Here is a 13,900-nt window from a genome sequence, read left to right on the forward strand (position 1 = left end):
CATCCTTCTTTATACTGCGCGCCTTTGCTCATCAAAGGTAGTTTACGAGACTCAACTGCTGGATCTTCGAGACGATCGTGTAAGCCGTTTCAAGCTGTGTTTCCAAAGTCTTGACCAGGGTCGAGGCTTCGTAGGGATCAACGCCCTGAAGATCGACCAGCTTGTTCTTGATGATATTCGACTGGGCGTCGAGAGCGTCGTTGGACTTCTTGACGCGCTCCTGGGAAAGGCCGAGCTGGCTTGCCTGCGTCACGAGGCCGCTGGTCGCCTTCGTCGTGTAGGTGATCGCCTGCTTGGACACCGTGCTCATCGCATCGCTGCTGAGGTTCTGGCCGAGCAGCGCCGAGGTCATCACCGAGGCGAGCGCCATGTAGCGCATGCCTTCGGAATTGGCGTTGGTCGAGGATTCGATCACTTCGGAATTGCTGATGCGGCTCGTCATGTTCTGGCTGGATGCCTGCGACCAGCCGGTCGTCGGGTCGGTCCAGGCAGTTTCGCTGAACATCGGCTCCACCGTCGTCGTGATGAAGGTGCTCATCTCGGTGCCGGTGAGGTCGCTGACCGCCTTCGGCGGGGCGAGAGCGGCTGCATAGCTGTTCAGTGCCGTAACGATGGCGGCACTCGTCGCGGTCGTCTTGTCGGTCAGCGGCTGCACATCGGTGTTGATGCCCGAGAACAGATATTCACCGTTCACCATGGTATTGGCCGTGTCCATCATGGTGGACAATGCGCTGGTTGCCGACTGGATGGCGACGGTGATGCTGCCGGGATCATGGCTGCCCTGGAGCGCTGTCAGCTTCGAAACGAGGCCGTCGCCGACGTCCTTCATTTTGGAAAGGCCGAGCTGCGAGGATTCCATCCGGGCGGTGACCAGGGAATTGCTTGCTTTGATCGAGTCGATCCTGTCGACTTCGCGGCTGAAATCGACGCTTCTCGCGGCATTGCCGCCGAGCGAGATGCCGATATCCGCATAGACTCCCGTCGTTGCTTCCATCGTCGCCTTGGTCATCTGGTTCTGCGCCTGACGGATCGTCAACCGCATCGCATTCTGAATGGCCGAACTTGAAATAAATGAGCTCTTCATGGCTTAACTCGCAATATCCAGCAATGACTTCAGCATTTCGTCGACGGCGTTGAGGATCTTGGTCGCCGCCTTGTAGGACTGCTCTATGTCGAGGAGCAGCGTCAGTTCCTCGTCGAGGTTGACGCCGGTCTCATTGGAATAGGCCTCATCGGAGCGTGACAGCGCCGCCGAGGTGTTTTCCGCCGCCGTCGTGGCGTTGCTGCGGTATTGTTCGAGCCAGCCGAGGGAATTGGTGGCGAATTCCATGATGCTGACGTTCGAATCGATGCCCGTTGTGGCGTCGAAACCGACCGCTGGTCCCGCTGCCGGGTCGAAATCGATGTCGGAGCCCAGTGCCGTATAGAGGCGATCGAGTTCCGTCGTATAACCGCTGACGCCGGTGGGATTGAGGACAAGGCCTGTAGCGTTGACGCCGCCATCGCGCAGGCGCATCGGATCGCCGCCCTGCGCGGTGATGACGCGGCTGCTGACGGTGATGGTCGCCGCCATGCCCGCGACCGCGGTGGCGCCGGTATCGACCGTGCCGCCGCTCCAGGTGAAGAGGCCGGGCACATAGGCCGGGCCGGCTGCCGTGTTCTGCTCCTTGAAGAGCGAGACCAGACCGCGGGCGACTTCATCGAGCTGCTTCTGGAAATTAGGGGCGATCTCGTCACGGACCTGGAGGAGCGACTGGAGGCTGCCCTGCCCCGTTGCCGTCGATCCGCTGCCGCGCGCAAGTGCGACACCGTCGATATAAACCGAATTGCCGGCGATGGTAGCGTTGTAGACATCCTGAGACTTGAACGTCACCTTGCGCGGGATCGTCTCGAAGAGGATCGTCCCGTCAGATGTGCTCAGCACCATGTCGTTATTGTCGCGCGTCGTCGTATTGACACCGACGATCTGCGAAATCTGCTTGAGAGCCTTCTCGCGTTCATCGAGAGCGCCTGAGGCATCCGCACCCGAGGCCGTGGCGGTCTTCACCGCATTGTTGGCTTTCTCGAAGTCACTGAGGAGCGTATTCAGCTTATCGACGTCGGTGGCGATCTGCTTGTCGGCGGTGGCGCGGACGTCCTGAACGGATTGCGAGGCATTGTTCAGCGAGTTGGCGACATCCTGGGCGGCAGTGATGGCGCCCTGAGCGGCGACGGTGCTGCCCGGCGTCGTGCGGAAGGCCTGAAGCTTCTGCTGGAAAACACCGAGATAGGTGGATGGCGACGTTTCGTAGTCGTTGCCACCCATGATCGACTTCAGGTCCTCGAGACCGCCCAGCAATGCCTGCTGGGCGCTGTCCTGCGAGGATGTCTTCAGATATTGGCGCAGCAGGGCATCTTCCTGTGCCCGGTCGATCTTGACGACCTGCGCGCCGTTCAAGGACGTGGTGAGCATCGCCTGTCGGCGCACGTAATCTTTGTTGCCCGCATTCGAGATATTGTTCGATACGACACTGCTCTGCGTGCCGGTATTGTTGAATATGTTCTGCGCGGTATTAAGTGCGGATGTGAGCGACATGGCTTACCCGTTACCCTGCTTATCTCTTGAGGTTGACGAGGACGTCCATGATGTCGGAACCCGTCTGGAAGACCTTGGAATTGGCGGTATAGCTGCGTTGCGATTCGATCATCTCGGTCAGCTCGCCGGCGAGGTCGACATTCGAACCTTCGAGAGCGCCCGATTTGATCGTGCCGAGACCGTTGGTCTGCGGGAAACCGGTGACGGTGACACCCGACTGGCCGTTGGCGCTGTAGACGTTGCCGCTCATCAGGGTCAATTTGTCCGGGCTTGCGACATTGGCAAGGGGAATACGGTAGAGGGGCTTCGTGCTGCCGTCTTCATACTTGGCGTAGACAATGCCGTCGCCATCGATCGTGACGTCTTTGACCGGGGTCGCCGCCTGGCCGTTCGGCGTACCGGTGCCGGAGAAGTCGGCGCCGAGCTGGGTGAAGCCGGAGAGGTCCATGGCGATCGACTGGCCGGTCACCGTATCGGCGATCGTGACGGCGCCGGTTGAGGTCATCTTGCCGTTGGCGTCGAAGGTGAGCGTTCCCGTGCCGACAGAACCACCGGCGCTATAGGGGAAGGAGGTCGTGCCGCCGACCGCCGCATTGGCGTTGCGGAACATCGCCACTTCCCAAGTGGCTGCAGTAGCGGGAGATGCCGGTGGCGGCGTCACGACCGAGCTCTTCGTGAAGTAGAAGTCGTACATCACCTTGTTGCCGAGACGGTCGTAGGCGACCATCGAGACCTTCTTGGTGTCGGCCGTCGTTGTGGCAAGGTTGGCGCTCGGAGCCGTCGCGGGAGCGACCGGAGCGATCTTCGCATTGGAATCGAGGTTGCCCTTGAAGATGCCTGAGGTCGAAGCGATGGCGGTCAGGCCATCCTGGTTGACGTTGACCGGAACGAGACCGTCGAAGCCGTTGACGACGACGGCGGGGGCGCCGGAGTCGTAGGAATAGCCCATCAGCTGAAAGCCGGCGGCATTGACGAGGTTGCCTTCGTCGTCCTTGGTGAAGTCGCCGGCGCGGGTCAGAACCGGCGTGCCGTCAGCGCCCTGGACGATGAAGAAGCCGTCGCCCGAAATCGCGAGGTCGGTGCCCGAGGTGGTGTAGGAAATGTCGCCCTGGTCGGAGACGGCCTGGCGGACCGAGGTCTGGACGCCGCCGGAATTGTAATTGCCGCCCGAGGAAGGCAGGACCAGCGACGAGAAGCTCGTCGACACGGCCTTGTAACCGGTGGTGTTCACGTTGGCGATGTTATCGGCAACGGTGCTGAGGCGGTTCGCCTGTGCGTTCATCCCTGATACTGCCGTCTTCATGCTGCCGAAAATGCTCATCTGAAAACCTCGTTTTACCTGTTAAGCTCGAGAGTATTTGTCGGGCCTTGCGTGAAGCTGTCTGTCAGGGCGAGCTGCGAGGCCAATATCGAGGTTCAGCCGGGCGCCGCCGCCCGGCCGGAAAAATCAGGCCCAATCGATGCAGTAGCCAAGGAAGCGCTTGGAATCGACCGGATCGACGCCGAGCTTCTTGCGCAGCTTCTTGCGCAGCTTCGAGATGTGGCTTTCGACGACGTTCTCCTCGACCTCTTCATCGAAGATTCCGTAGATGGCGTTGAAGATCTGGGTCTTGGTGACCCTGCGACCGCGATTGGCGATCAAATATTCGAGGATGCGGCGCTCGCGCCGGGGAAGCGCGAAGACTTCGCCGTTGATCTCGGGGTCGCGGCCATCCGAGAAAACACGGATCCCGCCGATCTCGGTGTAGTTGGAGATCGCCTTCAGCCGGCGCCGGATCGCGGCCGCCCTTGCGAGAATTTCGCGGGGATGCACCGGTTTGCGCACTACGTCGTCGACGCCGCAATCGAACAGTGCAAGGGTGTTTTCCAACGAGTGCTGGTCGCTGACTGCAATCACCGGCGCCATTGACCGGTCCCGGATCGCCCGGGGCAATTCGTAGTTACGCTGACCCTGACCGATCAGGAAGGCCTCGACTGCCGCTATATCGGAATCGGCAGCGGTCTGTACCCACTCGCCAAATTCCGTCGGATCAAAGCCGGTGGAGGGAATGCCCTCACGGCCAAACAGAGATGTGTATCCATCTTTTACGAGCTCACGCTCATCAACCACGACGATCATTCGTCCGCCTCCGAATCAGTGTGGCACTTCGATGATCTATGGGTACGAATCGCAGGAATCGGCGACAACTCGTTAAAGTTAATGGCAGAAACTAATAATTGATTAAGATCCTTGTGGCGATTTGATCTATATCTAGTGGGTACTATTGTTTATGCACACAAAAATTTCGTGGAAAAGTTAACGGTCTCTTAATTATGACTTGCGCAGGTGATTCACGCCGGATTCCCGCCATATTGTGACACAGTTTCGTCACAATATGTCTACTCCATCTTTGGTTGAATCAATTTCGACAAAAGTTACTCGCATTGGGAGTCCACTTGCCGTAGCCCGTGGCGACCAGATTGGCGATGACGCGGCAGACATATTGCTTCTGCGCGGGGTCATTGTTAGGACCCGCATGGTATCTGGCTACCGCCATCGTCCATGTCTCGTGACGGTCATGCAGGTTGCGGAGGAATTTTGCCGCATACTCCACATTGCGATGCGGGTCGAACATATCTTCGGCCGAGCCGAAGTTTTCGCCATGATAGTAGTGGTTGATCTGCATGCAGCCGATGTCGATAAGCTTGGCGCCGCTGCTGCGGGCGACATCGAACTGTCTCATCGCGTCCTGCTCCGAGGGCGGAAAGACCGCCCTGCCTTCGACGTTCATGGCGTAGGGATAAAGCGAGCCCTTGCGGCCAGTCTCCGTCAGGCCGACCGAATAGAGGATGCCTTCCGGGATGCCGTATTTGGCAGCTGCCGACTGGATCTCACGCTCGCAGGCGCCGGTGGAAGCGATCGCCTCAGAGGTAAACGCCGCCAATGCCGCTGCTGCGGCCAGCAGAAACGTCTTCAATACCGGTCTCGCCTGCGCCATTGAAGCCCCCATCCGTCCGCTGTGCCGTCTGATTGTGGCGCTCGCGCGCCTCGCCGCCCTGCCCCTGCTGGGGGAGCGACTGCTGCTGAGAGGCCTGGCTTTGGCTGCCGGCCTGGTTGCCGGCGTCGCTACGCTCGACCGGCGCCATGCTGATGGTGACGTTGTCGACGGCGTAGCCCTGGCTGCGCAGAGCTTCGAGAATCTTGCCGTGATCTTCCTTCATCTGACGGTACGCCGCGCCGGTTTCGACCTTGAGGTCGATGTTCAGGGCGTCGCCGGACAGGCGCATAGTCGCCGTCACCAAGCCGAGATCGAGCGGGTTCATCTGGATCTTCAGCGTATTGACCACCTTGCCGGTGCTCGTCCATTCCGCCGCGTTGGAGAGTGCCGAGCTCGGCTCCATGGCGCGCGCCCATTCGGAATCGCCGGAGAGAGCGGCAGTGACGGAGGCGGAATTCGAATTCTGCATCAGGCCGATATAGCGGCGCGATTCAAGGACCGAAACATTTTCGACATCGGCCTTCTTCGAGCCGTCCTTCGGCCCGGCCTGATCGGTGCCGAGGTGAACATCCATAGAGACACCACGGCCATCGGCGCGGCTGATCCTGAACGTCCTGCCGTCGGCGGATTCGGCATTCTCCGATCCGGGAACCTTGACGTCATCCGCCTTGCCGCTGTCGACGTTGCCGCTGACGACCGCCAGGGCGTCCGACGCATGGCCGCCTGCCTTGGCGTCGATACCATCGAGTTTCTTGCCGTCAGGTTTGACTTCATCGGCTTTGGCGGAAGTGTGATGCACGCCTGCTGCCGCCGATAAAGCGACCGCGCCGTCGGTCGGTTCCTGCTTCAGCAGGCCGAGGACATCGGAAATGCCGCCGTCATCAACGTCGCCGTCGTTGTCGGTGTCGGTTTCCAATGCGTCGGCCCTGGCGTGTTTGCCGCCTTTAGCCGCCTGAACGACCTCGTCTGCCGAGCGGTCCTTTGGGTCGAGCTTGCCGAAGGCAAGATCCGCCGGCATTTTGACCGCGGCCTTTCCAGGCTTTGCCGCGACCTTTTCGGCATTGGCGATCGTTTCCGGCTGCACCTCAGCCTGTGCCTTCAGCGCGGCGTCGCCGAGATCGATCAACGGTTTTGCGCCGTTGCGGCCGCGGATCGTCCGCGCCACTTTCTCGGCGCTGCCATCAGCAACCGCACCCTGATCCGGCTGCGCATCGTCGGCGTCGTCATTGGCGGTACCACCACTTGCCTTGGCAAGTGCGTCGGAGAAGCCATTCTTTTGGCCGGCCGTATCGTCTTTACCGGCCGGTCGCGCAGATTTCGTAATCGCGGCGGACTCCGCACCGGCGGCTCCGCCGGAGACGCTCATATCCATCATTGTTCGTTGCCTTCCTGCGCCAGAAGACCGTCGATCTCGTCGAGCTTGGACCGATTGGTCGTCACAAATGCGTTGAATGAGGGGTCGGTACCCTGGCTCTGGCCAGTCGATGCCACACCTCCCGGAACAGGCTCGGGAAGCGCGCCTGGCGCTCCCGGTTGCGTCTCTATAGCCGCAGCCTTTTCAGAAGTGATTTCTTGATTAGAAGTGTTAGGGTTCGAGGCTTGTGTCAGGCTTGCCGGATCGGGAGCGCGCAGGATCTGCTCGGCAATCGATCGCGCCGCCTCCTGCAGCGCCTGATCGCGCGGTGAAAGCGTGTTGCCAGCGATGTCGCTGACATTCTTCGCCGCCCGGTCGATATCCTCGGTGGGAAGGCCGGCCATGCCGCCATAGAAATTCGCCAGCGGACCGAAGGCATTGTCGGTGCCGCCGCCAAGCGACTGCACACGCTCGACCGCCATGTGGGCCAGCTCCGGCTTACCCGCGATCGCGGCAGCGCGGGCGATGCGCAGATAGACCTCGCGTTGGCGCGGCGCGTCCATGAAGGACAGGATGTCGATGACATCCTGCGGCTTCACGTCGTGATCGTGGCCGACGACGAGCGTGACGAAAAGATCGGCGAACTGGCTGGCATAGGGCGAATGCAGGAAGCGCCTGATATAACGCTGCGAATAGGCCATTCCCCGGTCGAGCATCCCCTTGTCGACGCAGATGGCGACCGAGCGGCGCAGCGCCGCTTCCTCGACGATCGTGCCCGGCGCCGCAAGGCGCGCCTGGTCGTAGAGATCGAGTGCGTCTGCCGGCTTCGTCGCGATCAGCACGTTGCCGCCGATCAATGCAAGGTAAGGGCCGATCTTCTTGTCGCGGTATTCCCTGGCGGTCTCCTCCAGCGTCTTGGCGACGAGCAGCCCCTTGCCGCTCAGATATTTTCTGAGCACATCGGTAACACGGTTGTCGAAATAGCCGTTGACGTCGTGGACGATCAGATATTCCAGCGTCTGCGGATTGCCGCCGCTCATCGCGTAGATCAGCGCTGCGTCGACATTGCGGTCGTCATCGAAGACCGACGTATCGACGCTGCGCAGCCGCTCGTCGATCGTGCCCAGCATGAAGCGCTGCATCTCACCGGCCGAATGATCGCCGGAGACCACGGAATCCTGCACGAACTGCAGCGACCGCATCATCTTGTACGGCTCGAGATCGTCCGGATCCTGCGCCCTGCCTGCGGCCGACGAAAGCAACGCCAGGCCGAGGGCCACAAATCCGACATAGCGATACTGCCGACGCGCCATCCTGTTATCCTTGATCCGCCTGCACCAGAATCTCAATCCGGCGGTTGGTCGCGTTGAACGGGTCGGACGGCAGCTTCAGCCGACGGTCGGCGAAGCCCGAGACCTGGGAGATGCGCTTCTCGTCGAACCCGCCGCGCACGAGCATGTAATAGGCGCTCTGGGCGCGGTCCATCGAAAGCCGCCAGTTCTCATTCTGCCCGCCCTTGTACGGGCGCCCGTCCGTGTGGCCGCGGATGGCGACCGCGCCACCCCTCTCCTTCAGGATTGCGCCAATCTTTTCCATGGCGAGCACCATCTCCTGGCGTGGAACCGCAGAACCGATATTGAACATCGAATCGTCGTTCTGGTCGGAGATGCTGACCAGCAATCCGCCTTCGGATGCCGTCACGGTCAGGCCTTCGGCAAGCTTGCCGGCAACGCCGCCGATCTGCTGGGCGATCTGCTCCTGCAGCTGCTCGGCTTCCTTCTGCTGCTGCTCGGTCTCTGCCGCGCTCTTGTCGGCATCCTTCCGATGATCGGCGTCCTTTTGCGCTTCGGCCTTCTTATCGCCAGCCTTCTTGTCGCCGGACTTTTTGTCACCCGGCGCCTTGCCGTCCTTGGTCTCGGCCGCGGTCTTGGTTTCCTTGGGTTCCTGACCGGTGGCCTTCTGATCGGTGGTCAGCGGCATCGGCTTCATATCCTCGACCTTGGCGATCTCGGTTGTCCCGCTCTCGGCCGCCTGCTCGTCGTTCTTGCCCGGAGGGGTGGACTTGCCGGCTGTCGTGACCTCGACCTGCTTCGTCCAAAAATCTGGATCGAAGGGATCACGATAGGCCTCGCCGCCATCGGCACCGGTGGCCGGGCCGGAATCGGCGGCACCGCCATCGCCCTTGGCGCTGACATTGGCCTGCTGGCCGACTTCCTGCGCGATTTCGGCGAGAACCGAATAAGGATTTTCGAAGAAATCGGCCTCGGAATAATTGGTCTGGTCACCTGATGTCGATGTCTGATCGTCACCATCCGCCGCCGATTTGCCGTCGTTCGGGTTTTCTTCCTTCTGTTTCGACTTTTCCTGCTTCTCCTCGCCTTCGGCGTTGTCGACGGGCTTCTTCAGTCCCTTTTCGGTCGGCTTTTCGTCGGAGAGCTTGATCGGATTGAAATAGGTCGCGACCGAGGCCTTGGTCTCCTCATTGGCGGCATTGACCAGCCACATGACCAGGAAGAACGCCATCATCGCCGTCATGAAGTCGGCATAGGCAATTTTCCACGCACCGCCATGGGCGCCATCGTGATCACCGCCGCCATGTCTCTTGACGATGATGATCTCGTTCTTGCCGTGGTGGTGGTTTTCGCCTTCGCTCATTCGAGAACTTTCTTCAAGCTGGCCGCCCAGGCGGACATACGGGTGACGATGACGGATTCACCGATTTCGACGGCAAGATCGATATCGTCAGTCTCAACGTGTCGAACCGCCCCGGCATGTTCGCCGAGTTCGGCCGTTAGGAGTTCGAAAAGCCGGGTCGGCCCGCGCACGACAATCGGGCCGGCGGCACCCTCGAGGATCGCGTCACGCAGCAGGACGGCGAGGCTTTCGGCAGCCTTGGCGGCCAGCGCTTCGGTCATCACAGGTGCTAAGGCGACGGCGGCGCCGGCGCTGACCAGCTGTGCGACCTCTTCGGCGATATCGCGAATGCGGGAGCCAATGACCGCCGCCGCCTCGACTTCGTAGCGAAGCTTCAGCTCCTCGAACTCACGCGCATGGACCTCGGCCAGCGCCCGCGCCTCGGCTTGGAATTTCTCGGTCAAATCAGCGGTGGCTGCGGCATGACCTTGCGCATAGGCTTCGCGGCGCTCCGCCTCGACGTCGATTGGCGGTTCGCTTGGCATTTCGGGAAAACCGTCGCCGCCGAAATCGTCGATGTCGATGATCGGCGCTGACGGTTCCGGTTCACCGAAGTCCTTCAAATACCGGGAAAGCGTAATGCTCATAAAAAACCATCCAGCATTCGGGAGGCATGCAGCATATCCACCCCCGCTCAAAACGACCTTGCGCGCCGGCATGTCGCTTCGAAACGGGCAAGGGCTTCACCTTGCGCCGGCACGGATTCGGACGATGCCTTCGTGCCGGAAACTAGGAAGTCAAACTTGCGCGAGGATGAATGGCGCCGCCATCCGCGATCGCGCTCACCTTTATTCCAGCAGAATCAGAATCTTGCTCGAAGCCGTGTTGAGGATCGAGATTGCTTCGACAGCCATCTGCTTCTGGGTTTCGATCGCCTTCTGCCGGATCGAAGCCTCGTCCATGTCGGTATCGACGAGCGCACCGACGCTCTTGTCGATCGAATCGGCGAGATCGGCAGTGTAATCTATCTGATCGTCGATACGCGTCTTCATCACGCCGATCGAAGCAGCCGTCGTCGTCAGCGAGGAGAGCAGCGAGTCGGTCACATCAAGCATATCGGTGAGTTGCGCATCGGTCGTATTCTGGCCGATCGCAATTTCCGTCCCTGTCGTCGGCGTGGCCGAGTTGGCGTTCAGCAGATAGTAGTTGCGCGCCGTCGCGCCGTTGTTGTTGATCGCATTGGCGTCGACCGCCTTGGTGAACAGGCCACCGCTCGCATTGTTCTCGTCGATGAGGATGGTCTGCGACGACGGGAAATCGATGGTCCGGGCCTGATATTCGCCGGTCGGAGCGCGCACGAAGCTTGAGATGACCGACCATGTCGGGGGCGCCGTGGTATTGCCGTTCAGCAGCCAGTTCTCGCCCGCAAACGAGGTCGATTCAACGACCGTCTGCAGTTGCTGTTTGTATTCGCTGATCTCGGCGTTGATCTTGTCCTTGTCGGTGCCCGGCTCTTTCGCCGACACAAGCTTGGCACGAATCTGGCCCATGAGATCGATCGCCGAATTCATCGCCGTGTAGGTCGCGTCCACCTTGGCCGCGCCGAGACCGAGCGCATCCCCGATCGTCCCGAGATTGGTGCTGTCCGAGCGCATGACGGTCGCAACCGACCAGTAGGACGCATCGTCGGCGGCCGTCTCGATACGATATCCCGAGGACACTTGCTGCTGGGTCTGGCCGGCTTCTTTGTTGATGCTGCGCAGCACCGCAAGCGCATTCACCGCGGCCGCGCTGGTAATCTTAACGGTCATCGACAGGCTCTCGGAGTAAGGTAAAAGGGCAGGCCGGATTGCCGGCGGCGACTAAAGTGGCGTCATGCCTCCGGCAGCGTTTCTACCGGCGTGTCGCAAAAGCAAATCAACTCAAAGCGAGGTTAACTCGATATCAACCTGTTCGGCAAGAGCGCGGCGCTGAACTCGCCGCGCCGATCACGGCGGCAGGCAAGCTATTGATATAAAAGAAAAAACCGCGCCGTTTCGGGCGCGGTCCGGGAGGCTTTCTGCTTGCTGCCGAACGATGGCGCAAGATTCGGTCCAGCTTCAGCGCCTGGCTTAGCTGCGGAACAGCGTGAGGATGTTCTGCGCGCTGGAGTTGGCGATCGACAGCGACTGGATAGCCAGTTGCTGCTGCGTTTGCAAGGCCGTCAGCTTGCTCGATTCCTCTTCCATATTGGCGTCAACGAGGCGGCCGACGCCCGAGTCAATCGAATCACTGAGTGCTCCAACGAAGTTTTCCTGCAGTTCGATGCGCGTGGAAATAGAGCCGAGCTGCGAGGCAGCCTTGGTCATGGCATCCAGGCCAGCCTCGATCGAGGTCAGGGCCATGGAAATCTCAGGCGAACCGAAGGTGCTGATGTCCATCGAGTAGATCGAGCCGATAGTGCCGTATGATGTGCCGATAATGCCGGAGCTCGTGTCGATCGTGCCAGTCGAGGTCATGCCGAAGAGAACGTTGCCCATGGAGCTCGTGTCCAGGATGTAATCGGTCGTCTTGACTGAGACATTGCCGCTGCCATCGCGCACGAAAGTAGAAACGACGCTCTTGGTGCCGTCAGCACCAGCAACCCAGTTTTCACCGGAGAAGGAAGCCGACTGCGCGATGCTCAGGAGCTGCTGTTGCAGCTGGCCGATTTCTTCCTGGACCTTGGTCTTGTCGACGCCCTTTTCGGTCGCGGCGACGATCTTCGCCTTGATTTCGCTGATGATGTCGATGGCGCTGTCCATGGCAGAGTAAGCGGTGTCGACCTTGGCGGCGCCGAGGCCGAGGGCGTCGGAGACGGCGGAGAGTGCCTTGTTGTCCGAACGCATCGTCGTTGCGATCGACCAGTAAGCCGCGTTGTCGGCTGCCTTTTCGACGCGGTAGCCCGATGATACGCGATTCTGCGTAGCCTCAAGGCCGTCATTGATTCCGCGGAGTGTCTGAAGCGCGGCCATGGCCGCGACGTTGGTCAAAATGCTGGTCATGAAATGATTGCCCCTTGTCGGCAGATGGAAAAAAGGGACATTCCGGAACGCTACCGGGAACGGGGACCAGCCTCATGCCTGTTAACCGATTCTTAGATTTGGTTAACCCACCGTCTCGTTGACCTGAGAAAACAGCATTATGGTTAATCGATCGTTAACGGACATTAAAAAAACCGCGCTCCATAGAAGCGCGGCTCGTTGCTGGGGGCTCGCCGGAGACCGGCGGGCCGATGTTTTCTGCGGTTATTAGCCGCGGAACAGCGTGAGGATCGTCTGCGAAGAGGAGTTCGCGATCGACAGCGATTGCACGGCCAGCTGCTGCTGGGTCTGCAGAGCGCTGAGCTTGGAGGATTCTTCTTCCATGTCGGCGTCGACGAGGCGGCCGACACCGGAGTCGATCGAGTCGCTGAGTGCGGACACGAAGTTTTCCTGCAGTTCGATGCGCTTGGAGACCGAGCCGAGAGCAGCGCCGGCGCTGGTCATGGACTTCAGAGCCGATTCAACGTTCGTCAGAGCCGACTGGATCTCGCCGAGGGTGAAGTTGGTGATGTCCATCGCGTAGACAGAACCGGTCGCGCCATTCGACGTGCCGAGAATACCCGTGGAGGTTTCGACTGCCCCGCCGCTCATGCCGAACAGAACGTTGCCCACGCTGCTATCGTCGAGCACATAGTCGGTCATCACGACCGACACGGCGTTGGAGCCGTCACGGACGAAGGAGGCAACGACATTCTTGGTGCCGGAAGCGCCGGCCACCCAGTTTTCACCCGAGAAGGAAGCCGACTGAGCGACGCTCATCAGCTGCTGCTGCAGCTGGCTGATTTCTTCCTGGACCTTGGCCTTGTCGACGCCGTTTTCAGTGGCGGCAACCAGTTTGGCCTTGATGTCGCCGACGACGTCGATGGCGCTGTCCATGGCGGAATAAGCGGTGTCGACCTTAGCGGCGCCGAGGCCGAGAGCGTCGGAAACAGCCGAGAGAGCTTTGTTGTCCGAACGCATGGTCGTTGCGATGGACCAGTAAGCAGCGTTGTCGGAAGCCTTGCCGACGCGATAGCCGGACGAAACGTGAGCCTGGGTTGTCTGGAGACCCTGGTTGATGCCACGGAGAGTCTGGAGGGCTGCCATTGCAGCGTTATTGGTGTTGATGCTCGTCATAGTTTAATTGCCCCTTGTTGGCAGATTTTAAGAAGGGACATTCCGGATTTTCGGCCGGCCCACAGCGATCAGCATCATGCCTGCTAACCATTTTTTGTTAAGGTTAACTCGCCGTTTCGATGGGCCTAGAAAACACCAAGATGGTTAAGGAAAGCTAAATCCAAACTGGAAATTACTTAAA

General features: G+C 60.2%; 12 protein-coding genes. All 12 read right to left on the reverse strand.

Annotated features, from left to right (window positions below; all coding sequences use genetic code 11):
- Window positions 1–31: 31 nt before the first annotated feature.
- A complete protein-coding gene (locus HJB82_RS14135) occupies window positions 32–1,084 on the reverse strand; it encodes a flagellar hook-associated family protein (RefSeq protein WP_207582949.1) in 1,053 nt (350 codons plus the stop codon).
- Window positions 1,085–1,087: 3 nt separating this feature from the next.
- Window positions 1,088–2,575 (reverse strand): flagellar hook-associated protein FlgK, encoded by a 1,488-nt coding sequence (flgK, locus tag HJB82_RS14140; protein ID WP_207582948.1) that lies wholly within the window; start codon window positions 2,573–2,575, stop codon window positions 1,088–1,090.
- 19 nt (window positions 2,576–2,594) lie between these two features.
- A complete protein-coding gene (locus HJB82_RS14145) occupies window positions 2,595–3,896 on the reverse strand; it encodes a flagellar hook protein FlgE (protein ID WP_207582947.1) in 1,302 nt (433 codons plus the stop codon).
- Window positions 3,897–4,022: 126 nt separating this feature from the next.
- Window positions 4,023–4,694, reverse strand: coding sequence for a transcriptional activator Rem (gene rem / locus HJB82_RS14150; RefSeq protein ID WP_007633267.1), 672 nt, complete (start codon window positions 4,692–4,694; stop codon window positions 4,023–4,025).
- Window positions 4,695–4,974: 280 nt separating this feature from the next.
- Window positions 4,975–5,532, reverse strand: a complete 558-nt coding sequence (locus tag HJB82_RS14155) for a lytic transglycosylase domain-containing protein (RefSeq protein ID WP_207582946.1) — start codon at window positions 5,530–5,532, stop codon at window positions 4,975–4,977.
- Window positions 5,480–6,928 carry a flagellar hook-length control protein FliK gene (locus HJB82_RS14160; RefSeq protein ID WP_221140275.1) on the reverse strand — a complete coding sequence of 483 codons (1,449 nt, stop codon included), beginning with the start codon at window positions 6,926–6,928 and terminating at the stop codon, window positions 5,480–5,482. Before HJB82_RS14160 ends, HJB82_RS14155 begins: the two co-directional genes overlap by 53 nt.
- The gene (gene motC, locus HJB82_RS14165) at window positions 6,925–8,220 is read right to left on the reverse strand and encodes a chemotaxis protein MotC (RefSeq protein ID WP_207582944.1); all 1,296 of its coding nucleotides are present in this window, start codon (window positions 8,218–8,220) and stop codon (window positions 6,925–6,927) included. Before motC ends, HJB82_RS14160 begins: the two co-directional genes overlap by 4 nt.
- 4 nt (window positions 8,221–8,224) lie before the next feature.
- On the reverse strand, window positions 8,225–9,562 hold the full coding sequence (locus HJB82_RS14170; RefSeq protein WP_207582943.1) for a MotB family protein: 1,338 nt from the start codon (window positions 9,560–9,562) through the stop codon (window positions 8,225–8,227).
- Window positions 9,559–10,188: a hypothetical protein gene (locus tag HJB82_RS14175; RefSeq protein WP_221116089.1), complete on the reverse strand. Its 630-nt coding sequence runs from the start codon at window positions 10,186–10,188 to the stop codon at window positions 9,559–9,561. The genes HJB82_RS14170 and HJB82_RS14175 overlap by 4 nt, the downstream gene beginning before the upstream one ends.
- A 201-nt stretch (window positions 10,189–10,389) precedes the next feature.
- Window positions 10,390–11,352 carry a flagellin gene (locus tag HJB82_RS14180; protein ID WP_207582941.1) on the reverse strand — a complete coding sequence of 321 codons (963 nt, stop codon included), beginning with the start codon at window positions 11,350–11,352 and terminating at the stop codon, window positions 10,390–10,392.
- 300 nt (window positions 11,353–11,652) lie between these two features.
- A complete protein-coding gene (locus tag HJB82_RS14185) occupies window positions 11,653–12,564 on the reverse strand; it encodes a flagellin (RefSeq protein ID WP_207582940.1) in 912 nt (303 codons plus the stop codon).
- A gap of 246 nt (window positions 12,565–12,810) precedes the next feature.
- Window positions 12,811–13,719: a flagellin gene (locus tag HJB82_RS14190; RefSeq protein WP_207582939.1), complete on the reverse strand. Its 909-nt coding sequence runs from the start codon at window positions 13,717–13,719 to the stop codon at window positions 12,811–12,813.
- Window positions 13,720–13,900: the final 181 nt, after the last annotated feature.

It is taken from the genome of Rhizobium sp. NZLR10, assembly GCF_019685125.1.
Classification (GTDB): Bacteria; Pseudomonadota; Alphaproteobacteria; order Rhizobiales; family Rhizobiaceae; genus Rhizobium.

Coding starts and splice junctions, on each gene's coding strand:
- HJB82_RS14135 (WP_207582949.1), bottom strand. CDS start 1,084: ATGAAGAGCTCATTTATTTCAAGTTCGGCCATTCAGAATGCGATGCGG.
- flgK (WP_207582948.1), bottom strand. CDS start 2,575: ATGTCGCTCACATCCGCACTTAATACCGCGCAGAACATATTCAACAAT.
- HJB82_RS14145 (WP_207582947.1), bottom strand. CDS start 3,896: ATGAGCATTTTCGGCAGCATGAAGACGGCAGTATCAGGGATGAACGCA.
- rem (WP_007633267.1), bottom strand. CDS start 4,694: ATGATCGTCGTGGTTGATGAGCGTGAGCTCGTAAAAGATGGATACACA.
- HJB82_RS14160 (WP_221140275.1), bottom strand. CDS start 6,928: ATGATGGATATGAGCGTCTCCGGCGGAGCCGCCGGTGCGGAGTCCGCC.
- motC (WP_207582944.1), bottom strand. CDS start 8,220: ATGGCGCGTCGGCAGTATCGCTATGTCGGATTTGTGGCCCTCGGCCTG.
- HJB82_RS14170 (WP_207582943.1), bottom strand. CDS start 9,562: ATGAGCGAAGGCGAAAACCACCACCACGGCAAGAACGAGATCATCATC.
- HJB82_RS14175 (WP_221116089.1), bottom strand. CDS start 10,188: ATGAGCATTACGCTTTCCCGGTATTTGAAGGACTTCGGTGAACCGGAA.
- HJB82_RS14180 (WP_207582941.1), bottom strand. CDS start 11,352: ATGACCGTTAAGATTACCAGCGCGGCCGCGGTGAATGCGCTTGCGGTG.
- HJB82_RS14185 (WP_207582940.1), bottom strand. CDS start 12,564: ATGACCAGCATTTTGACCAACGTCGCGGCCATGGCCGCGCTTCAGACA.
- HJB82_RS14190 (WP_207582939.1), bottom strand. CDS start 13,719: ATGACGAGCATCAACACCAATAACGCTGCAATGGCAGCCCTCCAGACT.